Raw genomic sequence first — 23256 nt, forward strand, 5'->3', positions numbered from 1 at the left:
GCATCTCGTCGTCGATAATGAACGCCCTGTACCACATCGGCGCTGTCATCGAGAGGCGCCCCAGGGCGCCTGGGCGCTGCCTCGGTTCCGGCGTTCCGTTCTATCGCCGCGCCCGGCCGGCGCCACTGGCAATGTCGGCGGCGACCCTGTCGGCGAACCGGCCCAGCAGCGTGCTGAGTGCGCGCGCCTGCGCTACCGGCTGCATATCGGCCACCGGCGTTCGGAGTTCGACGAGCCTGCGCGGCGGCTCGCGCCCCTGCGCCGCATCGACCAGGCGATAGCTCACCTGCAGAACCGCTTCGCCGGCCGTCGCGTCGAACGAAAGCACCGTCGCGTCCAGCCGCACCTCCGGCGTGACGGCCGCCGCGTCGGGCGGCAGCACCTTGCCCTCGGGCAAACGCTGCGTCAGGTCCCGGATGAGGGTGTCGCGCGCCAACAGGCCCGGCGGCGCGGCCCAGCGGGTAAAATCATCGATCTGCACGGTCCCCGCCGACAATTGCTGCACGAATTCCACGCGGTCCAGCGTCGCGGGCAGGTGCAGCGCCGGGATGCGCAGTGGCGGACCGGCATAGGCCGTCGCCGGCGCGGCGGGCGGGACCGGGTCCAGCGTCAGCATCGTCGTCGCCGGACTGCCGCCGCAAGCCGCCAGCGGGAGGAGCATGATGAGGACCGATGCGGGCGGGAAGCGCTTCACTCTTCATTCTCCCTGGACTTGCCGCGCAGCAACGCTTCGGGGTGACGCCCGAGATAGTCGGTGAGCGATTGGATCGACCGCGCCGCCTCGTTCAGTTCGCGGATCGCGTTCGGCAGGCTCTGGTCCTGGTTGGCGCCCTCGCCGCTCAGGAGCGCCTGCGCTGCGGATGCGGTGCCTTGCAATTGCTCTGCCGTGTCATTGAGCGACTGCATCAGCGGTTCAACCTCGGGCTCCATATCGGCGGTGATACGGTCGAGGCGGGCCAGCGTCGCGTCGAGATGGTCGAGGCTGTCCCGCAGCTTCGGCGAACCCGTCAGCCGCTTCAGATTGCCCGTCAGGGCGCGCACATTGTCGCCGATCTCGTCCAGCGGCAGGCGGTCCAGCTTGTCGAGAACGCCGTTCGCCTTGTCGATGAGGCCGCTGACGTCGCTTGCGCGGCCGCTCGGGATGATCGGATACGCGCCGCCCGAGCGGAGTCGCGCCGCCCCGCCAACCTTCGCCAGCGCGATCGAATGGCCGCCGACCAGCGGCATCGCGCGCGTCAGCGTCGCGCGGTAGCCCTGGCCGAGCAGTCGTTCGACCGCCCGGTCCGTCGCCGCGCGCCACGTCCCGCCGCTTGCGCTCGCGGGCTGCTGAACGTCGAGCTTCCTCGGATACAGCGCAACCACCACCCGGGTGAACGGATGTCGCGAGCCGGGCGCGAAGACAAGCTGCGTCGACAGCACCTCGCCCACCTTGTGGCCGAGCAGCGATACCGCGGCCCCGGTGGTCAGGTCGCCGGCCGCCCCCTGGATCGCCACCTGGTACGGGGTTTTCGGGCCGGTCGGGCCCTGCCGCGCGCTCGCTTCGTCCTCGTAGAGCTGGAACACGGTATCCTCGGCCGCACGCGGATTGCCGCGGGCATCGCGTGGCAGGCCGAACTGGACGGCGCCTTGCAACAGGCTGGTCGGCGGCGCCAGTTGCGTCTGGAGGCCGGCACCGGTGAGCTGCAGCTTGAACGGGCTGCCGCGCCAGAAGATCGCGCCCTTGCGGACGAGCCGGTCGTACGGCGCCTTGACGAACAACCGGACGCGGAACCGCTCCGGCCCGCGAAACCGCGTGTCGGTGACAGAGCCGATATTCTGCCCCTCATAGAGGATCGCCGCGCCGCGCTGTATCGAACCCAGCGTATCGTCGTCCACATAATAATAGGTGCCCCTGGTGCCGGGCGCCACGACCGGTGCGTGGTCCAGCCCTTTGAAACGGCGCGTCGGTTTGCCGCCTTCCGCCGGCGCGAAGCCGACGATCAGCCCGGCCAGCGCGGCGCGGACCGACTGCAGGTCGGTGATCGTCGGCTGTTCGCCGATCAGCCAGAATCGCGACGCGGTGTTGAGCGCCGGCCTGGTGCGCTCGTCCATGCTGAGCGTCAGCTCGACGCGCTGGCCATCGGCGGCAATGCCCACATCCGTGACGCGGCCCACCTCGACGCCGTTTTCCAGCACCAGCGTTTCGCCCGGGGTAACGCCTTCCGCTGAGGCGAAGGTGACCGTCACCTCGATCCCGCGCGTCGCGAGCGCGCGAATGCCGAGAAAGCCGACGATCAGCAGCGCCGCCAGCGGGATCGCCCAGACCAGGCCGGGCCAGCGACGGTGGAGATGGCGCGCACTCGGCCAGCGTGCCCGCTTCTCTTCGTCGCCGCCCGGCGATGTCGTCGGCGCGTCGGATCGATCGTCGGTCACTGCGCTCTCCCGGCGGCGTCCCACATCAGGCGCGGGTCGAAGGTCTTGGCGCCGATGATCGTCAGAATGACGACGGCGGTAAACGGCACCGCCGCCGCCTCCGCCCGGCCGTAGATGAGGGCGTTATAGTGCATGACGGGGGTGAAGCAGCCGATGACGAACGGGTCGACCATCGACCAGCGGCCGATCTCCTCCACCGTCCGGTACACGCGCGTCTTGGCGACCAGGCGCTTGCGCGAGCGGCGGATCACCGACGATACGCACCAGCCGATCCCGACGAGCTTCAGGATCGGGATCGCGAAGCTCGCCGTCAGCACGAGCAGGGCCAGGCCATAGAGGTTCGCGTGAAACAGATCGATCACGCCCTCGAGCACGGTATAGCGGGTCGGCTGAAAACCGATCGGCAGCGTCGCCAGCGGATAGATGTTCGCGGGAAAATAGAGGATGGCCGCCGCGAGGGTAAGCGCGACCGTGCGGCCGATGCTGTTGAACTTGCGCGCGTGCAGGCGCTTGCCGCAGCGGGCGCAGCGCGTCCCTTCCGCCGGCGCGGGGTGGATCTGTTCGCACGCAATGCAGCCGATCAGCGGGGTTCCGGGCGCAAAGGCATGGGTGTCCGCGATCCGTTCCCAGATATCGGCCTTGTCGAGCGTGGCGCGGACGAACAGCGCCAGGATTCCCGCGAGAATGTAGCAATAGGCGCCGATGCCGAGATCGACCGAGATCGCGGCCGCCAGACGGAAATAGGCGACCGCCAGGCCCAGCAGGAAAACGTCGGGCATCGCCCAGGTCTCGAGCATGGTGGCATAACGGAAAACGGGGCCGAGCCAGCGATCCTCGCGCCCCCTGCGAAGGCTTTCCAGCACCGTGGTCAGCATTGCGAACCGCAGGACCGGAAACAGGACCGCGAACAGGAATATGACGATGGCGAGGAGCGGCCAGCCATCGTCCAGCATGGCGATCGCCGAGGAGGCGACGACGCTGTGGCGGAAAACGCCGAACGCGTTGGTGGTCAGGAAGGTGCAAAGATTGGCGGGAACGAGCAGCAACAGCGTGGCCGCCGAACATGCTAGGGCGGCCGTCGCGCTGCGACCGGAGGTGCGCTCCAGCGTATGATCGCACGCGATGCACCGGATCACGTTCGCGCCCCCGCCCGGCGAAACGAGCTGCCTGGTCCCGCAATCCGTGCAGGCGAGAAGGTCGATGTCCCGCCGAGCGGTCAACAAGCCGCGACCAGCGCGTTCATGGCAGAATCCCCCTTCATTGCCGACGGGCTATCCAGCGGGAAACGGGCCGGCGCACAGCAGGTTCCTCTTCGTGCGCCCGAACCCGGCCTTGCCGGCGTGCAGGCGATACCTCATCTGCGGCGACCGATCGGCCGCTCCCGGTCCGCACGGCTTCACAGCAGCCATCGCAGCGCGCGGCGAAGCCGCCGGGTGCCTTCGCATTCGAACCAGGCGCCGTGCGCAAAGATCACGCGCTCGGGAGCGAGGGAGAGCATCGCCCGCGCAGCCGCGGCCGCTGCGCGCCGCCGCGCCTTGACCGCCAGGCGAAGATAAGCGGGCGCCATACCATCGGGCGCGGTGCTGCCAGCCATCCGCAGCAACCAGCGCGAGAGCGCCGGCAGCTTGTCCGCTTCGAGATTCTGCACCAGGTCGGTCAGGATCAGCGTCCGGGAGGCGCGGTGAAAGAAATGCGCTTCGCGATAGCCCATCGCCCCGCACAGCAGGCCCTGCGACAGTGTCTCGCGCCAGGCGGCGGGCGGCTTCGGGCCGAGGACGCGATCGATGCGCGTGGAGGAAAGGCGCAGTTGCGGGCGCTTGGCGAGGCCGGGTACGGCCCAGGTCAGCGCATCCGGGCAGGCGCGTTGCCAGTCGGCCAGCATGGTCCAGTGTGCGATATTGGGCGCGACCAGATGCCGGACGGGGCCCAGGCGCTGCATGGCCGCGAGCAGGTCGGCCGTATAGCGCGTGGGCGAATGCAGCCAGAGCGCACCGTCGGAAAGCTGCACGACCGTCATCCGCACCGGCAGCGTGATCCCGAAGGCGCGGATCGGCCCGCTGTCGACGATCCACAGCCGATCGGCGATCGGCTTCAGCGTGTCGAGCGGGGGATAGGTCGCGGATGGATCCATTGCGGGCTCATTCGGCCGTCAACTCCGGTTGCCCGGCTCATGATAGCGGGTGTCGAAGGTGTCGTTGCCGCAATTGGGGCATTTGGGGATCGTATGGCCCTTGGTCACATGCGTCTGTTCGTGACAACGTTCGCACCGGAAATCCCCGGTTTCGCGTGCGGTTTCACCTGCATGGGCTGCCATATTCCTGCTCCACAAGTTGAAGGTCTGATCGTAGCGACCCGTCGGCCGGGCGTGACAACACAGATCAGCTTTCGGAAAGAAAACCGCGGTCCTCGCTCGGCCGCTCCCGCCCGGCCGCCGCTGCGGGTGGAACGCGTCGTGTCGTCCTGCCGTTGGCAGCCATCATGCGCCCGACGCTTCATCCCGCGCTCGTCAACGGCCGCTTCGGCGACCCGGCGGTGTTCGTGCGCAGGCTGCATACGCGTGAAGCGCTGTTGTTCGACATCGGCGACATAACGGCGTTGAGCGCACGCGACGTTCTGCGCGTGGATCACGTTTGCGTTTCGCACATGCATGTCGACCATTTTGTCGGGTTCGACACGCTGCTTCGGGTGAATATCGGGCGGACACGCACGATCCGGGTTGTCGGTCCGCCCGGCATCGCGGCCGCCGTCGGCCACAAGCTCGCCGCCTACACCTGGGATCTGGCGGAGCGCTATGACGCGGAACTCCAGTTCGAGGTGACGGAAATGGCGCCCCCCGGCCGGATCGGGCGAACGCGTTTCCGGCTGAGCCGCCGGTTCGCGGCGGAACCGCGGGACGTGCTGGATATGGCCGGCGACCGGGTCCTGGACGCCGGCGATTTCACACTTCACGCGGCTTTTGTCGAACATCATGGGCAAAGCCTCGCCTTCGCGGTTTCGGAACCGCTCCACGTCAATGTCTGGCGCAACCGCGTGGAGGCGAGAGGGTTCGATACCGGGCAGTGGCTGAAGCCGCTCAAGGCGGCGGTGCGCGACGGCGCATCCGACGATCGGCCGATCCCGCTCCCGGATGGCGGCAAGGCAACCCTGGGCGAACTGCGCGACCTCGTCAGCGTGGAAGCGGGCCAGAAACTGGGCTATGTCGCGGACATGCGCGACACGCCCGCCAACCGCGCGGCGGTCGCGGAACTCTGCGCCGATGCCGACCTGCTGCTCATCGAGGCCGCCTTTGCCGCAAACGATGCCGCGCAGGCGCAGCGGCGCGCGCATCTGACGACGCGGGCGGCCGGCGAGATCGCCCGCCTTGCCGGTGCGCGCCGCGTCGAGCCGTTCCATTTTTCGCCGCGCTATGGCGAGCGGGAAGCGGACATGCTCGCCGAAGTCGACCGCGCCTTCCGGGGACCGTGAATACCGACGCAGCGCGCCGGGGTCCGGCCCCGGAAGCCGCATGCCGCTCAGCTTCGCGGAGACCGGCTGCCCGCCGAAACATCGGCCAGGGCCACGCCTGCGCTGTCGTCGTCGCGCCGGCTGATATCGCCGAGCGAGACGATCCCCACCAGCCGCTTGTCGCGGTTGAGCACCGGCAGGCGGCGGATCTGGTGTTCGCCCATCAGATTCGCGGCGCGCTCCACTTCTTCGTCGTCGAAGCAATAGAGTATGCCGTCCGACACGATGTCGCCGACCGTGGCGTCGGTGCGCCCTGCCGCCACGCCGCGCACGGCGATATCGCGATCGCTGACCATGCCGACCAGCCGATCGTCCGCTCCCACCGGAAGGGCGCCGACATCGCTGTTTCGCATGCGCTTCGCGGCTTCCTCGATCGGGGTGTCCGGCGACACCAGCTCGACGTCGCGCGTCATCAATTGCTGGACCTGCATAAGAACTCTCCTGTCATCAGTGGTGGAAGGCGCGGCGTCTCGCAGGCGTCGCTGCCTGTACCGAATTCAACGCGTGCCCCGTAACGCTGTTGCGTGAATCCGCGAGGGATCGACGGACGGTGGGAGAAGCGGGACGACGCGGCGACACGATCCGGGGTTGTTTCGCGGCCACAATCAACCCGCGGGCGAGCGGAGCGTTGGAGGTGCAGACCTCGCAACCGAAAGGAACGGCCCGATGTCATCGCAAGCACCGTCAACCGGCAATGCGGCTCCCGAAACGTCGTCGCCAAAGACCGTCACCGCCGTTCGCATTCACCGCTTTGGCGGTCCGGAGGCGCTTCAGGTCGAGCAGATCGCAATGCCGGGCCCGAAGGATGACGAGGTGCTGCTTCGCGTAGGTGCGGCCAGCGTCAATCCCGTCGACTACAAGATTCGCGCCGGCAAGGCGCCGTATCTGAAGGAGGATCAGCTCCCGGCGGTGCTCGGCCGCGACGTGGCGGGCACAATCGAGGCCTGCGGCACGCGCGCGCATTACATGATGCGCAAGGGCGACCGGCTGTTCGCGATGCTCGGCTTCGACCGCGGCGCTTACGCCGACCATGTCATCGTCAAGGCGGCCGAGATGGTCGCGATGCCCGAAAAACTGGACTTTCCCGCCGCTGCCGCGGTGCCGCTGGCCGGCCTGACCGCGTGGCAGGGGCTGTTCCGGCATGGCGGGCTGCAACGCGGTCAGCGCGTGCTGATCCATGGCGGCTCCGGCGGCGTCGGCCATCTCGCCGTGCAGTTCGCGAAGGCGAAGGGCGCCCATGTCCTCACCACCGCGCGCGGCGAGGACGCCGATTTCCTGCGTGAGATCGGCGCCGACGAGGTCATCGACTACAAGAACCAGCGGTTCGAGGAGATCGCCACCGATATCGACCTGGTGCTCGACCTCGTCGCCGGCGAGACGCAGGATCGTTCCTGGGCGGTGCTGAAACGCGGCGGGATCATCGTATCCACGCTCGCCGAACCCGATCAGGACCGCGCCGAAGCGGAGGGCAAGCGCGGCACGCACTTCCTCGCCGAGGTCGATGCCGGGCAGCTTCAGGAAATCGCCGACCTGATCGAGGCGGGCAGGGTAGCGCCGCATGTCGCCCGCACCTTTCCGCTCGAAGAAGCGCGCGCCGCGCAGGAGGCGCTCGAGCACGAGCATGTGCGCGGCAAGATCGTACTGACGGTCGACTGAAAGGGAGAGCGGCCATGACCGATTTCCAGCGCAGACGCGATCATATGGTCGTCGCGCACATCGCATCCCGCGGCGTGCGCGACGAGCATGTGCTGACGGCGATGCGGACCGTCCCGCGCGAGCGGTTCGTGGCCGAGGGCATGGCCGAATTCGCCTATGCGGATTCGCCGCTGCCGATCGCGGAAGGGCAGACCATCTCGCAGCCCTATATCGTCGCGGCGATGATCGAGGCGGCGGAGGTGCGCCCGGGCGACCGCGTGCTCGAAGTCGGCGCCGGGTCCGGCTATGCGGCGGCCGTGATCGGGCAGATCGCCGATCGCGTCGTCGCGATCGAGCGGCACGATGCGCTGGGCGCATCGGCGAAGCGGCGTATCGCCGATCTCGGCTATGCCAATGTCGACATACGGATCGGAGACGGTACGCGAGGCGCGCCGGACGAAGCACCCTTCGATGCGATTCTGGTCGCCGCGGGCGCTCCGGTGGTGCCGGAGGCGCTGAAGGAACAGCTCGCGATCGGCGGAAGACTGGTGATCCCGGTGGGCGAGGAGCGCAGCCAGACGCTGTGCAAGGTCATCCGCCGCACCGAAAGCAGGTACGAGGAATCGGATCTGGGCGCGGTGAGGTTCGTGCCGCTGATCGGTGAACGGGCCTGGGCCGAGGACGGCAGCCGCGCCGCGAGTAATCATGTGCCGGGTGCCGCGCGCAAGCAAAGCCTGCCGGAGATGATCGCCGATGCGGCCGAAGACCTGCCGGACTTCGACGATCCCGCGTTCGGCCGCCTGTTCGATCGTTTCGCCGACCGCCGCGTGGTCCTGCTGGGCGAGGCGAGCCACGGCACGGCCGAATTCTACCGCGCCCGCGCGGCGATCACTCGCCACCTGATCGAGCATCACGGCTTCACCATCGTCGCGGTCGAAGCGGACTGGCCCGATGCCTCGACGGTGGACCGCTATGTCCGGCACCGCCCCGCACGCGCGCGCGCCGAGCCGCCGTTCCAGCGCTTCCCGACCTGGATGTGGCGCAACACCGAAGTCCGGGCGCTGATCGAATGGATGCGCGAACGGAATGCGGACGTCGATGCGGAGGAGGCACGCGCCGGCTTCTACGGACTGGACATCTACAACATGTCGGATTCGATCGGGGCGGTCCTCGACTATCTCGACCGCGTCGATCCCGAAGCGGCGGTTATCGCGCGGGAGCGCTACGGCTGCCTCACCCCCTGGCAGAACGATCCGGCCACCTATGGCCGCGCGGCGCTCAGCCGCGGCTATGCCGAATGCGAGGCCGCCGTGATCGAGCAGTGCCGGGCGCTGCTCGAGAAGCGGCTCGATTATGCGCGGGCGGACGGCGACGCGTTCCTCGACGCAGCGCAGAACGCGCGGCTGATCGCGTCGGCGGAGCGCTATTACCGGATCATGTATTATGGCGGTGCGGAGAGCTGGAACCTGCGCGATACGCACATGTTCGAGACGCTTCGGCACCTGCTCGACGCCAAGGGGCCGGATGCCAGGGCGATCGTCTGGGCGCATAACAGCCATATCGGCGACGCGCGCCATACCGACATGGGCGTCACGCGCGACGAACTCAACATCGGACAGCTCTGCCGCGAGACGTTCGGGCGCGAGGCGGCGCTGGTCGGCCTGGGCACGCATACAGGCACCGTCGCCGCGGCGACCGACTGGGACGGCGACATGGAGGTCAAGCGCGTGCTGCCGTCGCGCCGCGACAGCTATGAACGGCTATGCCACGACAGCGGCAGGAACCGCTTTCTCCTCGATCTGTCGCCGGACCGGCACGAGGCGCTGCGCCGACGGTTGACGGAGCCGCGGCTGGAGCGTTTCATCGGCGTCATCTATCGCCCTGAAACCGAGCTGTGGAGCCATTATTCGCAGGCGGTGCTGCCGGAACAGTTCGATGCCTATGCCTGGTTCGACGAGACCGAAGCGGTGACGCCGCTCGGCCCCGAACACCACCGCGGCATGCCCGAGACCTATCCCTTCGGCGAGTAGGCCGGCGCGCGCGACGGCGCAAGCGCATGACCTCGGCCTACTCCGCCGCCAGCACCTCTTCGCGTTCAGCCTGCTGGCGCGCCCACATTTCGGCATAGATGCCGCCGCGGCGCAGCAGCTCGGCGTGGGTGCCGCGCTCGACCACGCGCCCGGCGTCGAGAACCACGATCCGGTCGGCATGGACGACGGTGGACAGACGGTGGGCGATGACGATGGTCGTGCGGCCGCGTTCGATTCGCTCCAGCGTCTCCTGAATCTCCGCCTCGGTGCGGCTGTCGAGCGCGCTCGTCGCTTCGTCGAGGATCAGGATCGGCGGGTTCTTGAGCAGCGTGCGGGCGATCGCCACGCGCTGCTTCTCGCCACCCGACAGTTTCAACCCGCGCTCGCCCACGCGCGTGTCATAGCCATCCGGCAGGGTCGCGACGAAATCGGCGATGGCGGCGCCCGACGCCGCCCGGTGGATCTCGTCCGCGCTCGCGCCCTTGCGACCATAAGCGACGTTATAGCCGATGGTTTCGTTGAACAGCACCGTGTCCTGCGGAACGATGCCGATCGCGGCGCGCAGGCTCGCCTGGCGGACGGTCGCGATGTCCTGGCCGTCGATCGTGATGCGGCCGCCGGTCGGATCGTAGAAGCGGTACATCAGCCGCGCGAGCGTCGACTTGCCGGCGCCCGACGGCCCCACGACCGCCAGCGTGCCGCCGGCGGGCACGTCGAGGTCGATGCCCTTCAGGATCAGCCGGTCGGGATCATAGCCGAAGCGCACATCCTCGAACCGCACGGCGCCGTCGCGCACCGCCAGGTCCTGCGCACCGGGTGCGTCCACCACTTCGGCCTCTACATCGAGCAGATCGAACATTGCGCCCATATCGATCACGCCCTGCCGCACCGTTCGGTACACCGTCCCCAGCAGGTCCAGCGGCCGGAACAGTTGCGACAACAGGGTCGACACCAGCACCACGTCGCCGGGCGAGAAGCGGCCGCTGGCCCAGCCGGAGACCACGATCGCCATCCCTGCGCCCAGCATCGCGTTGGTGATGAGCGCCTGGGCGATGTTCAGCCAGGCGAGCGAGTTCTCGTTCTTCACCGCGGCATCGGCATAGGCCGTCATCGCCCGGCCGTAGCGTTCGGCCTCGCGCTCCTCGGCGTTGAAATATTTGACCGTCTCGAAGTTCAGAAGCGTATCGACGGCATGGCCGACGGCGCCGGTGTCGAGATCGTTCATCCGGTCGCGCAGCTTCGCGCGCCAGTCGGTGATCCAGCGCGTGGCGCCGATATAGACGACGACCATGGCCACCGTCGCGGCCACCAGCCACAGGCCGAAATTGACCCAGAAGATGGCCAGGACGAAGACGAGTTCCAGCACCGTCGGCGCGATGTTGAACAGCAGGAAATAGAGCATCGTGTCGATGCTCTTGGTGCCGCGCTCCATGATCCGCGTCACCGCGCCGGTCCGCCGCTCCAGATGGAAACGCAGCGACAGTTGGTGCAGGTGGCGGAACAACCCGATCGCCAGCCGGCGGGTCGCTTCCTGGCCGACACGTTCGAACACCACGTTGCGCAGGTTGTTGAACAGGATCGTGCCGAACCGCGCGGCGGCATAGGCGATGACGAGCAGCACGATCAGCGTCACCGCGCCGCGATCGCCGCCCGACATCCGGTCGATCGCGTCCTTCAGCGCGAAGGGGCCATAGACCTGGACCACCTTCGCCGCGATCACCAGCACCATCGCGAAAGCGATGCGCAGTTTCAGCCCCGGCGAATCCTTCGGCCACAGATAGGGCAGGAAACGACGGATCGTGGCGAATAGCGGCCGCTCGCCGGCATGGGAAAGATCGGTTTCGGGAGGCATCGTCACGCACCGATTTGGGGCCGCCGGCACGTTCGCGCAACGCATTCGTCGGAACCAGCACCCCGATTCGTCGATTGACGGGTTGACTGGAGGATATGATGGACCCGCTGACATTCGTCATTGCGATCATGGGCTGCGCCGATTCCGGCCGGATGTGCCAGACGGCGCGCGTGGAACCGGCAACCTATCCGACCGCCGCCGCCTGCCAGGCGGCGATGGGGCCGGCGCTGCGCCGGAATACCGATATCTCCGCACCGATCATTCAGGCAAGCTGCCAGCGCCAGACCCCCGGGCTGGTGAAACTGCAGAAAAAGACCGCGCGCGAACGCGGCTGACGATCCTTTTCGATACGCCACCGATTGGCCCCGTCCATCCGGACGGGGCTTTTGTTTGGGCGGGCCGGGCTACCCTATTCCCCGCCGGTTCCGCCAGAAGTCCCGCCGTCGCTGGCCAGGCCGCCGTCCGGCCGCGTCCACAGCTCCGGCGATCGCGGCCGAGGACGCGCCTCGCGCCGCCGCAGGGCCGCAAGCGCCGCCCGCGCGATGGCGCCGGCCTTTTCCGAGCGGCCGGTATGCACCCGGTGGTCCCAGCCATGCTCCCCCGCCGCCGCGACCTTGCGCGCGATCGCCCCGTAAATATCGGCGGCGGCCAGCACCGCCCAGGCGGCGCGGAAGGACAGGCGCCCCACCCCCGCCCGTGCGCTGTCGGCATAGGCGGTCGCCATGTCCGCGAGCCGCTGCGCCAGCACCGCCAGCCGGGCGCGATAGGGCGGCTTCATATGCTGACCCGGCGGAATGTCCATTGCGACCAGCCATTCCATCGGCAGGTAACACCGGCCGGCGCGATCATCCTCCTCGATGTCCCGGGCGATATTGGCGAGCTGGAAGGCGATCCCCATGTCGCAGGCGCGGTCGAGCGTGTCGCGGTCGTCCGGCGACACCCCCATCACGATCGCCATCATGCAGCCGACCACGCCGGCAACGTGATAGCAGTAGGTGAGCAGATCGTCGGTGCTGCGCAGCCGCCGATCCTCCGCGTCCAGCGCGAACCCGGCGATCAGATCGTCGATATAGCCGCGCGGCAGGCCGGTTTCGGCGACCACGAAGCGCAGGCCGTCGAACGCCGGATCGCCGACCCATGCGCCCGCCAGCACCGCGTCGGTGGCGCTGCGGATCGCGGCGATGCGGGCCGGCCCGTCCGCCACCTTGGTCATATCGTGGCCCAGGATCTGCCCGTCGGCGATATCGTCGCAGGCGCGGCACCAGGCATAAAGCAGCCAGGCCCGCTCGCGCGTGGCGGGATCGAACAGGCGGCTGGCCGCGGCGAAGCTCTTCGATCCACGCGCGATCGAATCCTGCGCCGTGGCGACGAGCGCCGCACGGCCGGGGGTTTCGGCGGCGCGGCTCACAGGTCGGCGCGCGTCATCCGCGTGATCGGCACGTGCGGTTCGTAGGACGCCATCCGGTCGAGCAGTTCGCCCAGCGTTTCCGCAACGATCAGGATGCTCCGGTGTTGCGGCCGCAAAAATCCGACCTCGCCCATCGTCTCGACGAAACGGATCAGATGATCGTAATAACCGCCGATATTGAGCAGGCCGACCGGATCGGTGTGATAGCCGAGTTGCGACCAGCTCATCGCCTCCCATAATTCGTCCATCGTGCCCGTGCCGCCGGGCATGGTCACGAACCCGTCGGCCAGCTCGGTAAAGCGCGCCTTGCGCTCGTGCATCGTCTCGACCACGTGCAGCTCGGAAAGGCCGCGATGCGCCACCTCGGCATCGACCAGCGCCTGCGGGATCACGCCGATCACCTCGCCGCCCGCCGCCAGCGCTGCATCCGCCACCGCGCCCATCAGGCCCAGCTTGCCGCCGCCATAGACGACGCCGATGCCGCGCTCGGCCAGCGTCCGCCCGACGATGCGCGCGCTTTCGACATAGATGGGATCGGCGGGCGTGGCGGAGCCGCAATAGATGGCAAGGCGTTTCATGGCACGCGCGCTAAGCCAAGCGCGGGGAACTGGCAACCGCGCACGCGCGACCTCACGATACCGGCTTGTCTTCGGCCGGCCGGATGTCGGCGGAAAATTGGCTGACCGACCGGGATATGCCGTCAGCGGTCGCCCCACCCGTCATGCCAGCGCAGGCTGGCATCCATGGCTGTCGCAGACCGGGCGCAGGCTGGACGTTGCGCGCGCCGTGACAGACATGGACGCCGGCCGTGGATCACCACGAAACCGGGCGCGCGCTCGGCCTTTGCCGCGCTCCTCTCACTCCCCGCGCTCCAGCATCAGCTTCGCCGTCGCTTTCGCGCTGCCGACCACGCCCGGTATGCCTGCGCCGGGATGGGTGCCGGCGCCGACGAAATACAGGTTGGGAATGTGTTCGTCGCGATTGTGCACGCGGAAATAGGCGCTTTGCGTCAGGATCGGCTCCAGCGAGAAGGCGCTGCCCAGATGGGCGTTGAGATCGCCCACGAAATCGGAGGGCATATAGGAGAATTTGGTCACGATGCGGTCGCGGATGTCCGGGATCAGCCGCCGGCCGATTTCATCGAGGATGCGCTGTTCGAACAGCGGCCCGACCCGGCTCCAGTCGGCGGGGAACCGGCCCTGATGCGGCACCGGCGCTAGCGCGTAGAAGGTCGAGCACCCCTCCGGCGCCATGGACGGATCGGTAACGGTGGGATGATGCAGGTACAAGGACGGGTCCTGCGGCAGGACGCCGTGGTCGTAGATGTCGGCGAGCAGCCCCTTGTAGCGCGGACCGAACAGGACGGTGTGGTGCGGAATGCCCGGCCAGGTCCCCTTCACCCCGAAATGGACCACGAACAGCGAAGGCGAAAACCGTTTGCGCGACAACTTCTCGTGGGTTCGCGCCGCACTGCGCGACTTCTTGAGCAGCGTGCCATAGCTGTGCATCACGTCGCTGTTGCACGCCACCGCGTCGGCCGCGATCCGTTCGCCCGAGCGCGTCACGACACCGGTCGTACGATCGCCCAGCGTGGTGATCTCGTCCACCGGGTCGGCAAGCTTCAGCGTGCCGCCCAGCCGCTCGAACAGCGTCACCATGCCGCGCACCAGCTTGTTGGTGCCGCCCATCGCGAACCACACGCCGCCGTCGCGCTCCAGCTTGTGGATCAGTGCATAGACGGCGCTCGTCGTCATCGGATTGCCGCCGACGAGCAGCGTGTGGAAGCTCAGCGCCTGGCGCAGCTTCTCGTTCTTCACGAAGCTCGACACGATCGAATAGACCGACCGCCATGCCTGATAGCGCGCGAGTGCCGGCGCCGCCTTCACCATGGAAGCCGCGTCCAGAAAGGCGGCATGGCCCAGCTTCTCATACCCTTCGGCATAGACGCCGGCCGAATAATCGAGGAACTTGCCATATCCCTCGATATCGTGCGGGTCGAGCCTGCCGATCTGCTGCTTCAGTTTCAGATCGTCGTTGGAATAATCGAAATTCGTGCCGTCGGGCCAGTTGAGGCGATAGAAGGGCGACACCGGCACCAGCGTCACGTCGCGCTTCATCTCGTCGCCCGACAGCGCCCACAATTCCTCCAGCGCTTGCGGCGCGGTGATCACCGTCGGCCCGGCATCGAAGACGAAGCCGTCGCGTTCCCAGTAATAGGCCCGCCCGCCGGGCTTGTCGCGCGCTTCGACGACGGTCGTTTCCACGCCCGCCGATTGCAGTCGGATGGCGAGCGCCAGCCCGCCGAAGCCCGCGCCGATCACGATGGCCTTGTTCACCTGCGCGTCTCCCTCAACACCGCCAGCGCCCGGCCGATCGGCACCGGCGGCCTGCCTATCAGGACCCGGGCCTTGTCGGAAAGGCCGGAACGACCGGCATAGAAGCGCGCGATCAGCCCTGCGTCCAGCCGGTAGAAGCGTTCCAGCACGCGGTAGCGCTCGCCCGGCTCCGCGGCGCGCAAGAGGAGGCGCGAAAGCAGGCGATAGAATTTGCGCTGCCGCCACAGGCGCCTGGCGTGGCGGTACAGCAGGTCGTGCAGCGCCGCGCCCGACAGGTCGCGCTGGCCGGCGACCAGCATCGCCGTGCGCACCGCGTCGGGCAGGGAATAGCCGGTCAGGGGGTGGAACTGGCCGCCGCGCATTCCCGCCTTGGCCACGTTGCTGCCGCCGGCCTGCCAATAGGCATCGAAATTCCCGCCCATGGCGACGGGCAGCGCGCCGGCCTCGGTGCGCACGACCTCGTGCGCCGCCCAGCCGCGCTGCGCGACATAGGCGGCGATCCGGCGTTCCAGCACCCTTGTGTCGATGTCGGGCGTGTCGCTGTAATAGGTGTCCTCGACGAACATCCGGGTCGCGGCGAAGGGCAGGGAATAGACGAAGCGATAGCCGTCATGCTGTTCGACGGTGGCATCCATGATGGTCGGCCGCACCATGTCGTGCGGTTCGTCCAGGGCGATCTCGTGCCCCAGAAACTTTTGCCAGCCGCAATCGAGATGCGACAGGTCGCCCGCGCCGCGGCAGTCGATCACGCCGCGCGCCTCCACCCGGTCGCCATCGGCCAGCACGACCGCGCGGGCGCTGGTGCCCAGAACCTTGCGCCGCGTCAGCACCGCGCCGTCCGGCAGCGACCGCCGGACCACGCGGTCGAACCGGTGCGATTCGATCGCGTAATAGCCCTGCTTCAGAAAACGGTCGTGGCCGGGGAAATGGACGTCATATCCCGTCCAGCCATGGCTGACGAGCGGCGCCACCAGCCAGCGGTCGCCGTCGGCGATGTCGCTGGCGAAGAAGGACCACAGATGGTTGCCGCCCAGCGTATCGCCCGCCTCGATCAACCGGATCCGGACATCGGGACGCTTCCTGGCAAGCGCCATGGCGATCAGCCCGCCGGCCAGTCCGCCGCCTACGATCGCGATGTCACAGGAATGCAGGGAAGCCATCAGCGCCGCGCCTAGCCGATCCGTTCGCGGCGGGGAAGAGCGCCCGACCGCCCCGCGGCACGGCCCGTCGGGCTCCGCCGGGCGCTGCTAACCGCCGGACGCGTTGTTCCGCCTGCGCTCGCGCGCGTCGATCACGTCGGTCGCCGCCTTGCCCATCGCGCCGATCAGCATCCCGGCCGATCCGATGACGAACAGCCACACGGCAAGATGATGCAGTTCCTCGAACCGCTTGAAGAACAGGACCGATCCGATCAGGAAACAGGCATTCCCGACCAGCCCCAGTGCGAGGTGGATATACGGATAGTCGCGAACCAGTGTTTTCAGCATGCAACCTTCATTCTTCCGGGCCTCGCTCCCTGGTGTGGTGCCCGCCGGTGCCGTTGTCGTTCATCGGACGCTTCATCATCGCCCGAATGGCGGAGCGCTGCTGGTCGGCGGAGCGACCTGCATCGGTGCGGTACAATGCCTGCAGATAGCGATAATCGATTGCGCTGAGACCGGGGGGCGGCCCCTCTCCCGGATGCGGCTGATAGAGCGAGAGGATCGAGGCCGGGTTGTACCGCGTCTCCATGTCCGGTTTCGCCAGCGCCACCATGCTCAGATAATCGGCAAGTTGTTGCCAGTTCGCGCCTTTTTGATCGGTACGATCGACAATAGCGAGCGAAAGGATGGCGTCACGGCGCGCCGGCACCGACAGGCGCGACGCCATCGCCGACGACCGGGCCGGGCTTCGGGTACGGTCCGCACCTAGCCACCGAACCGGGCGCGGCTTGAGCAGCCGCTCCTTCAGCGAATCCAGATGGCCGACACCATGGCTCGGATCCTGGGCAAGTCGCGGATACCGCTCCAACAGACCCTTCGTGAACGCATTCGCATCGCGCGTGACCACCACGATGATATTGCCCTGGCAGTCGGAATCGTCGTCGACAGGAATGTCGAGAGCGCGCGCGATCTGCCGGACGCGGCCGGCGATGATCGCGGCATGTTCGTCGTTCAGGCCCAGTATCCTGGGGCAGACGAGCGTATTCCAGCGGGCAAGCTGGTCGCCGCGGCGAAGCCGGGTCATCTGCTCGACGAAAACGTCCAGCGACCGCTCCGTCGGAGCGGTGACCACCACGTCGTCGCCCTGCTTCGCGGCCGGTTTCCGCGGCGGCTGCGCCTGCTGCACCGACAGCATCGCCGCCAGGACGGGGACGAGTTGCACGACCATGACCATAAACGATATCGGTTTATCGGCCATCCGCAAGGTCCGCGTCCTCCGCAGGCGTTTCCCTTGGAGCACAGCGCTGGAATGGCATAGTATCGCGGCCATGCTGCGCGCCATCTGCCTGTCCGCCGTCGCCATGACCGCCATCGTCGGCGCGCGCTATATCGTGGCGAGCGGCGGCTTCGCGCTTGCGACGCGGCTTACCCGTCCGGGGCTCTATGCCGGGCTCGACCGGCAGATGCGGCGCGAAATCGGCTGGAGCCTGGCGAGCGCGGCCATCTACGGCGTGCCCGCCGGCATCGTCGCCTGGGCCTGGCACGATCTCGGATGGACCCGCATCTATACCGATCTCGACGCCCGGCCGCTCTGGTATCTTCCGGTCGCGCTGTTCCTCTATCTGTTCGCGCACGATAGCTGGTTCTATTGGACCCACCGCTGGATGCACCGGCCGAAATGGTTTCGGATCGCCCATGCCGTGCACCATGCCAGCCGGCCGCCCACCGCCTGGGCGGCCATGGCCTTCCACCCGGTCGAGGCGCTAACGGGCGCGATCGTCATTCCCCTACTCGTTTTTTTCGTTCCCGTTCATGTCGGCGTGCTCGGCATTGTGCTGACGATCATGACGGTTATGGGTGTCACCAATCACATGGGCTGGGAGATCTTTCCCCGGTTCGTGTGGGCGGGACCGCTGGGACGCTGGCTGATCACCGCGAGCCACCACCAGCGGCACCACGAACGATACGGATGCAATTATGGGCTTTATTTCCGTTTCTGGGATCGGGTCTGCGGCACGGACGACGGCCTCGGCGATTTCGCGCGACATGGCCGCCACCGGGCCGCTGCACAGATTCCTGCGGCGGCTGGGCGCGGCGCTGATCCTGGTCGCGCTGCTGCCGGGGGCGAGCCCGGCCGCTGACCTGACGGTCTCGATCACCGATCTGCGCCCGGCGCGGGGACGGATCCCCTTGTGCCTGACCGCCCGGCGGAGCGCGCGCTCGCCGTCCGGCAGGACCGGCGCCGCCCGACCGCCTGCCGCCGGAACCAGCCCGGCCGCAGAAACCATTTTCCTACACCCACCGGTCTGTGCCACCACCGGCACGGCTCTTTGATATCGGTTATACTCTCCCGCGCGCGCACCCGCGCGCACGCCCGCGTTGAGGTGCGACTCTGTGCGACCTTTGGCAAATTTCCACAGCGTTCGCGAAAGCAGCAAATCCACCCCCTCCGGCACCGCCCCTCCTCCCCTCCCTTTCAAGGGAGGGGCCGGGGGTGGGTGCGAGCGAAGCGAGCTTCAACGCCAGCCAAAGCAAAGCCGAGGCATCGAGCCCCGGCTTCGCTGAACCCACCCCTTGATCCCCTCCCTCGAAAGGGAGGGGAAATAGAACGCCCCCAACCCGTCGTTCCTGCGAAGGCAGGAACCCATGTCTCTCGCCGCACCCACACCGCCCGAAGCACCAGAGACCAGCCCCACCTGCGCAAGAGCGGCCAGCGGCGCGATTTTCCCGAGTGCGGCAATTCGCCTCTGCGGGGTGCCGCCCCCTGAACGGGCGCGTGCAACATTTGTACCGCGCGGCGCGTTCACCGCCCTTGAACCAACCAGTTGGGGGACATCTACTTGTACTTGCGCAACCCGATCGCTCTTGCGACCCTGTCGCTTTCCATCGTCGCGGCGCTGCCGGCGGCAGCCCAGAGCAGCACCGAGGCGCCCGACCTCCGTGGCGACCGCGTCACCATCGGCGCGGGCGTGGCGAGCCTGCCGGATTACGAAGGATCGGACGACAGCCAGATCGCACCGCTCGGCGTCGTGATCGGCCAGGTGTCGGGCATCGAATTCTGGACGCGCGGCACCGATCTCTATGTCGACCTGATACCCGACGCACCGGGCCCCGGCACGCATTTCGAGGCGGGACCAATCGCCGGCGTGAACCTGAACCGCACCGGCAAGGTCGACGACCCCCAGGTCGCGGCGCTGGGCAAGCTCGACACCGCGGTGGAAGTGGGCGGCTTCGTCGGCATTTCGCGGCAGGGCGTCCTCACCAGCGATTATGACAGGCTGAGCGCGCGCATAGCCGTCACCGCCGACGTCGCCGGCGCGCATGACAGCTATGTCGTCTCGCCGCAGGTCGCGTATTCGACGCCGCTGTCGCGTCAGACCTATGTGTCGCTCAACCTGTCGGCGGATTATGTCGGCAAGGGCTATGGCCGCACCTATTACGACGTGACGCCGGCCGGCAGCGCGGCCAGCGGCCTCAGCCCCTATGCGGTGGCCGGCAGCGGCTTCAAGAGCGTCACCGCCGGCCTCTTCGGCATCCAGAGCCTGTCGGGCGATCTGCTCCACGGGCTCGGTCTGGGCGCGGGCGTCGCCTATACCCGCATCCTCGGCGATTATGCCGACAGCCCCATTGTCGCCGACGCCGGCAGCGCGGACCAGTGGCTCGCCGCGGTCGGGCTCAGCTACACCTTCTGACGCGCGATGCGGGGCGGCCGCGCGCCGCCCCTTTCGCATCGCCGCGATAGTCGTTAGACTGATGCCCGATATCCCCGGGGGACCGCACGGATGCGGTTGAGAGGCGAGCATATCCGGCCCGCGACCCGCAGAACCTGATCCGGTTGAGACCGGCGGAGGGAGGGAGCGGCTTTCATCCGGAAATCCGTCGCCTCGCTCCGACACAGCATCTGGAGCGACCCATGGCCGACATCGATTCCCCCATCGAACGCATGAACGTCACCACCGGCCCGATCCGCGGCAGCCGCAAGATCCACATCGGCGAGCACCGCGTGGCGATGCGCGAGATCGACCTCGAGCCCGGCTGCGGCGAGCCGCCGCTGCGCGTCTACGATACCTCCGGCCCCTATACCGATCCCAGGGCGCGCATCGATATTTCCGCCGGCCTGCCGCAGCTCCGCCGCGCATGGATCGAGGGGCGCGGCGACGTCGAAAGCTATGACGCGCGGGCCATCAAGCCCGAGGACAACGGCCTCACCGGCCCCGATCGTTCCGGCGGCGTGCCGCAATTCCCGAACGTCGTGAAGCGCCCCTTGCGCGCCAGATCGGGCGCCAATGTCAGCCAGATGCACTATGCCCGGCGCGGCATCGTCACACCCGAAATGGAATATGTCGCCATCCGCGAAAATCTCGGACGGCTGGCGGCCCACGAAGCCGCCATGCGCGATGGCGAGAGCTTCGGCGCGGCGATCCCCGATCACGTCACCCCCGAATTCGTCCGCGACGAGGTGGCGCGGGGCCGCGCGATCATCCCCAACAACATCAACCACCCCGAATCCGAACCGATGGCGATCGGCCGCAACTTCCTGGTCAAGATCAACGCCAATATCGGCAATTCCGCCGTCGCCTCCGATGTCGCGGCGGAGGTCGACAAGATGGTCTGGTCGATCCGCTGGGGCGCCGACACCGTCATGGACCTGTCGACCGGCCGCAACATTCACGACACGCGCGAATGGATCCTGCGCAATTCCCCCGTCCCCATCGGCACCGTCCCGATCTATCAGGCGCTGGAAAAGGTCGGCGGCGTGGCCGAGGACCTGAGCTGGGAAATCTTCCGCGATACCCTCATCGAGCAGGCCGAACAGGGCGTCGACTATTTCACCATCCATGCCGGCGTCCGCCTGCCCTATGTCCCGATGGCCGCCAAGCGCGTCACCGGCATCGTCAGCCGCGGCGGCTCGATCATGGCCAAATGGTGCCTCGCCCACCACAAGGAGAGCTTCCTCTACGAACGGTTCGAGGACATTTGCGAGATCATGAAGGCGTACGACATCGCCTTCAGCCTCGGCGACGGCCTGCGCCCCGGCTCGATCGCCGACGCGAACGACGAGGCGCAGTTCGCCGAACTCTACACGCTGGGCGAACTGACCCACAAGGCATGGGCGCATGACGTTCAGGTGATGATCGAAGGCCCCGGCCATGTGCCGATGCACAAGATCAAGGAGAATATGGAAAAGCAGCTCGCAGCGTGCGGCGAAGCGCCCTTCTACACCCTCGGCCCGCTGACCACCGATATCGCGCCGGGCTACGACCACATCACCAGCGCCATCGGCGCGGCGCAGATCGGCTGGTACGGCACGGCGATGCTCTGCTACGTCACGCCCAAGGAGCATCTCGGCCTGCCCGACCGCGACGACGTGAAGACGGGCGTCGTCACCTACAAGCTCGCCGCCCATGCCGCCGACCTCGCCAAGGGCCACCCGGCGGCCAGGCTGCGCGACGACGCGCTGAGCCGCGCCCGCTTCGAATTCCGCTGGCGCGACCAGTTCAACCTGAGCCTAGATCCCGACACGGCCGAGCAGTATCACGACCAGACCCTCCCGGCGGAGGGCGCGAAAACGGCGCATTTCTGCTCGATGTGCGGCCCAAAATTCTGCTCGATGAAGATCAGCCAGGAGGTGCGAGACTTCGCCGCCAAGCAGAACACCGACAGCTTCCTGGCAGCCAATCCTCCCCGAGCTGCGCTCGGGGAGGGGGACCAGCCGCAGGCTGGTGGAGGGGGCGCTCCCGAAGACGCCGAAGCCGGCATGGAACAGATGGCCGAGAAATACCGCCAGGGCGGCGACCTCTACATCCCAGCCGAGGAATAGGTACGATGCCACATACTCGCCGCCGGCCGGGGACGCGCTGTCCCTTCGGCCGGGGGGGGGTAATTCGTCAAATTTTGCCGCTGTGAGTCAGCCGAGCCCCAATAATAGGGTGTGGGGACGAAGGCTCGTTCCAAGCTCACCTCAAACCGCTTGCTTGCAAAGCATTTTTGGTTGTTGCAGCCTGCTTACCGGACTTTGAGGGGGCAGGATGATGGCTGACATTGTCACCCAGAGCCGGATTCGTTCATGGTTTCAGGACTTGCAACCGACGGTGCCAGGTTTGTGCGGTGACGATCCGCTCCAACGCCGATTCCCCGACCCGAATACTGACGCCTGTCGAAGGACGGGACAATAGCCCGGAGCTGCCATGAGCGCGCCGGGCGGGAATCCGACTTCTTCCCGCCCCGGCTCCGCTCAGGCGCAGCCCTCGACATATTGGATGCTCGGCCCGCCGGCATGGATGGATTGAACCTTGCCGTCCTTGCCGATCTCGAAGCGGATGCCGCGGGCATAGGGGCTTTCGACATAGGCACCGTCGCCGGCGCCGTTGATCCACAGCGTGAGATATTCGCCCGGCTGTTCGACATATTTGTGCGGCGATGCCGTCAGCGCGGTGCCGTAAGCCGCCCGCACCGCTGCGGCGGTGTCGCCCACGCCGATGCCGCGCGCCGTTTCGATGTCCGAATCCGAATCGAGCGTGATCCGCGTCAGCCGCCCCGCCTCCAGCATCACCATCATCCCGTCGGGCGCGCGTTCCGGCCGGTACTGCTCACAGGTTTCGGGGTCCGGCCCGTTCGCCGCTCCCGGATCGGCATCGCCGCCCAGCGCCTTGGTCACCTCCGCCTTGGTCATGCCGATCTTCAGCGGCCCCCACCCGTTCGCGGTAAGGGCACGTGCATCCGGCACGTCCGCCTCGCCGGCCGGTTGCGCCGCCGCCCGGTTCGCCTCGACGGGCGTCGCCGCCGGTGTCGCGGCATTTTCCACCGGTTCGCCGGCGGGCTGCGTCCGGTTCTGCTGCGCCGGTTCGGACGAACAGGCGGCGAGCGTGAGGATCAGGGCGATCGGAAAGAGGCGCATGGTTTGTTCTCCCTCTGGCGGCCGAACAGGGCAACGCCC

21 protein-coding genes and 1 riboswitch are annotated in these 23256 nt (G+C 67.6%); of the genes, 7 read left to right on the forward strand and 14 right to left on the reverse strand.

The window, feature by feature from the left end:
* Positions 1 to 100 precede the first annotated feature (100 nt).
* From RPR59_RS00690 to RPR59_RS00710, 5 genes are all read right to left on the reverse strand, one after another.
* Positions 101 to 694 (reverse strand): PqiC family protein, encoded by a 594-nt coding sequence (locus RPR59_RS00690; RefSeq protein WP_313915626.1) that lies wholly within the window; start codon positions 692 to 694, stop codon positions 101 to 103.
* Positions 691 to 2412: a PqiB family protein gene (locus RPR59_RS00695; RefSeq protein WP_313915628.1), complete on the reverse strand. Its 1722-nt coding sequence runs from the start codon at positions 2410 to 2412 to the stop codon at positions 691 to 693. Before RPR59_RS00695 ends, RPR59_RS00690 begins: the two co-directional genes overlap by 4 nt.
* Positions 2409 to 3548, reverse strand: coding sequence for a paraquat-inducible protein A (locus RPR59_RS00700; protein WP_313915630.1), 1140 nt, complete (start codon positions 3546 to 3548; stop codon positions 2409 to 2411). The genes RPR59_RS00695 and RPR59_RS00700 overlap by 4 nt, the downstream gene beginning before the upstream one ends.
* Positions 3549 to 3808: 260 nt before the next feature.
* Positions 3809 to 4543, reverse strand: a complete 735-nt coding sequence (locus RPR59_RS00705; protein ID WP_313915633.1) for a DUF4336 domain-containing protein — start codon at positions 4541 to 4543, stop codon at positions 3809 to 3811.
* Positions 4544 to 4561: 18 nt separating this feature from the next.
* Complete coding sequence (locus RPR59_RS00710; protein WP_313915635.1) at positions 4562 to 4726, reverse strand: zinc ribbon-containing protein; 165 nt, start codon at positions 4724 to 4726, stop codon at positions 4562 to 4564.
* Positions 4727 to 4890: 164 nt separating this feature from the next.
* On the opposite strand from RPR59_RS00710, the gene RPR59_RS00715 reads away from it, so the two are divergent.
* Positions 4891 to 5877 (forward strand): MBL fold metallo-hydrolase, encoded by a 987-nt coding sequence (locus tag RPR59_RS00715; protein WP_313915637.1) that lies wholly within the window; start codon positions 4891 to 4893, stop codon positions 5875 to 5877.
* Positions 5878 to 5924: 47 nt separating this feature from the next.
* On the opposite strand, the gene RPR59_RS00720 is transcribed toward RPR59_RS00715, so the two are convergent.
* The gene (locus RPR59_RS00720) at positions 5925 to 6347 is read right to left on the reverse strand and encodes a CBS domain-containing protein (protein ID WP_313915639.1); all 423 of its coding nucleotides are present in this window, start codon (positions 6345 to 6347) and stop codon (positions 5925 to 5927) included.
* Between the two features lie 235 nt (positions 6348 to 6582).
* Here RPR59_RS00720 and RPR59_RS00725 point away from each other — a divergent pair, with 235 nt between their 5' ends.
* Positions 6583 to 7572 carry an NADP-dependent oxidoreductase gene (locus RPR59_RS00725; RefSeq protein ID WP_313915641.1) on the forward strand — a complete coding sequence of 330 codons (990 nt, stop codon included), beginning with the start codon at positions 6583 to 6585 and terminating at the stop codon, positions 7570 to 7572.
* Between the two features lie 14 nt (positions 7573 to 7586).
* Positions 7587 to 9581, forward strand: coding sequence for a protein-L-isoaspartate(D-aspartate) O-methyltransferase (locus RPR59_RS00730; protein ID WP_313915643.1), 1995 nt, complete (start codon positions 7587 to 7589; stop codon positions 9579 to 9581).
* A gap of 37 nt (positions 9582 to 9618) precedes the next feature.
* Here the strand turns inward: RPR59_RS00730 and RPR59_RS00735 are convergent, their stop codons facing one another.
* Positions 9619 to 11433: an ABCB family ABC transporter ATP-binding protein/permease gene (locus RPR59_RS00735; RefSeq protein WP_313918565.1), complete on the reverse strand. Its 1815-nt coding sequence runs from the start codon at positions 11431 to 11433 to the stop codon at positions 9619 to 9621.
* Between the two features lie 98 nt (positions 11434 to 11531).
* Here RPR59_RS00735 and RPR59_RS00740 point away from each other — a divergent pair, with 98 nt between their 5' ends.
* A complete protein-coding gene (locus RPR59_RS00740) occupies positions 11532 to 11768 on the forward strand; it encodes a hypothetical protein (protein WP_313915645.1) in 237 nt (78 codons plus the stop codon).
* A 74-nt stretch (positions 11769 to 11842) separates the two neighbouring features.
* On the opposite strand, the gene RPR59_RS00745 is transcribed toward RPR59_RS00740, so the two are convergent.
* The 6 genes from RPR59_RS00745 to RPR59_RS00770 all read right to left on the reverse strand — a co-directional run bounded on the left by RPR59_RS00745 (position 11843) and on the right by RPR59_RS00770 (position 17577).
* Entirely contained in the window at positions 11843 to 12841 is a 999-nt protein-coding gene (locus RPR59_RS00745; protein ID WP_313915647.1) for a phytoene/squalene synthase family protein, read from the reverse strand.
* On the reverse strand, positions 12838 to 13419 hold the full coding sequence (locus RPR59_RS00750) for an LOG family protein (RefSeq protein WP_313915649.1): 582 nt from the start codon (positions 13417 to 13419) through the stop codon (positions 12838 to 12840). The genes RPR59_RS00745 and RPR59_RS00750 overlap by 4 nt, the downstream gene beginning before the upstream one ends.
* A gap of 279 nt (positions 13420 to 13698) precedes the next feature.
* Positions 13699 to 15177, reverse strand: a complete 1479-nt coding sequence (locus RPR59_RS00755) for a phytoene desaturase (RefSeq protein ID WP_313915651.1) — start codon at positions 15175 to 15177, stop codon at positions 13699 to 13701.
* Positions 15174 to 16337, reverse strand: coding sequence for a lycopene beta-cyclase CrtY (gene crtY, locus RPR59_RS00760; protein ID WP_313915652.1), 1164 nt, complete (start codon positions 16335 to 16337; stop codon positions 15174 to 15176). Before crtY ends, RPR59_RS00755 begins: the two co-directional genes overlap by 4 nt.
* 87 nt (positions 16338 to 16424) lie before the next feature.
* Complete coding sequence (locus RPR59_RS00765) at positions 16425 to 16664, reverse strand: YrhK family protein (protein WP_313915655.1); 240 nt, start codon at positions 16662 to 16664, stop codon at positions 16425 to 16427.
* A gap of 7 nt (positions 16665 to 16671) precedes the next feature.
* Complete coding sequence (locus tag RPR59_RS00770) at positions 16672 to 17577, reverse strand: hypothetical protein (protein ID WP_313915656.1); 906 nt, start codon at positions 17575 to 17577, stop codon at positions 16672 to 16674.
* Between the two features lie 70 nt (positions 17578 to 17647).
* Here RPR59_RS00770 and RPR59_RS00775 point away from each other — a divergent pair, with 70 nt between their 5' ends.
* The 3 genes from RPR59_RS00775 to thiC all read left to right on the forward strand — a co-directional run bounded on the left by RPR59_RS00775 (position 17648) and on the right by thiC (position 22140).
* Complete coding sequence (locus RPR59_RS00775; RefSeq protein ID WP_313915658.1) at positions 17648 to 18460, forward strand: sterol desaturase family protein; 813 nt, start codon at positions 17648 to 17650, stop codon at positions 18458 to 18460.
* 699 nt (positions 18461 to 19159) lie between these two features.
* Complete coding sequence (locus RPR59_RS00780) at positions 19160 to 20011, forward strand: MipA/OmpV family protein (RefSeq protein ID WP_313915660.1); 852 nt, start codon at positions 19160 to 19162, stop codon at positions 20009 to 20011.
* A 65-nt stretch (positions 20012 to 20076) separates the two neighbouring features.
* Positions 20077 to 20189, forward strand: a riboswitch (TPP riboswitch).
* A gap of 43 nt (positions 20190 to 20232) precedes the next feature.
* A complete protein-coding gene (gene thiC, locus RPR59_RS00785; protein ID WP_313915662.1) occupies positions 20233 to 22140 on the forward strand; it encodes a phosphomethylpyrimidine synthase ThiC in 1908 nt (635 codons plus the stop codon).
* A gap of 414 nt (positions 22141 to 22554) precedes the next feature.
* Here thiC and RPR59_RS00790 read toward each other — a convergent pair whose 3' ends face one another.
* Positions 22555 to 23217: a hypothetical protein gene (locus tag RPR59_RS00790; RefSeq protein WP_313915664.1), complete on the reverse strand. Its 663-nt coding sequence runs from the start codon at positions 23215 to 23217 to the stop codon at positions 22555 to 22557.
* Between the last annotated feature and the right edge of the window lie 39 nt (positions 23218 to 23256).

This window comes from Stakelama saccharophila (assembly GCF_032229225.1).
GTDB lineage: Bacteria > Pseudomonadota > Alphaproteobacteria > Sphingomonadales > Sphingomonadaceae > Sphingomonas > Sphingomonas saccharophila.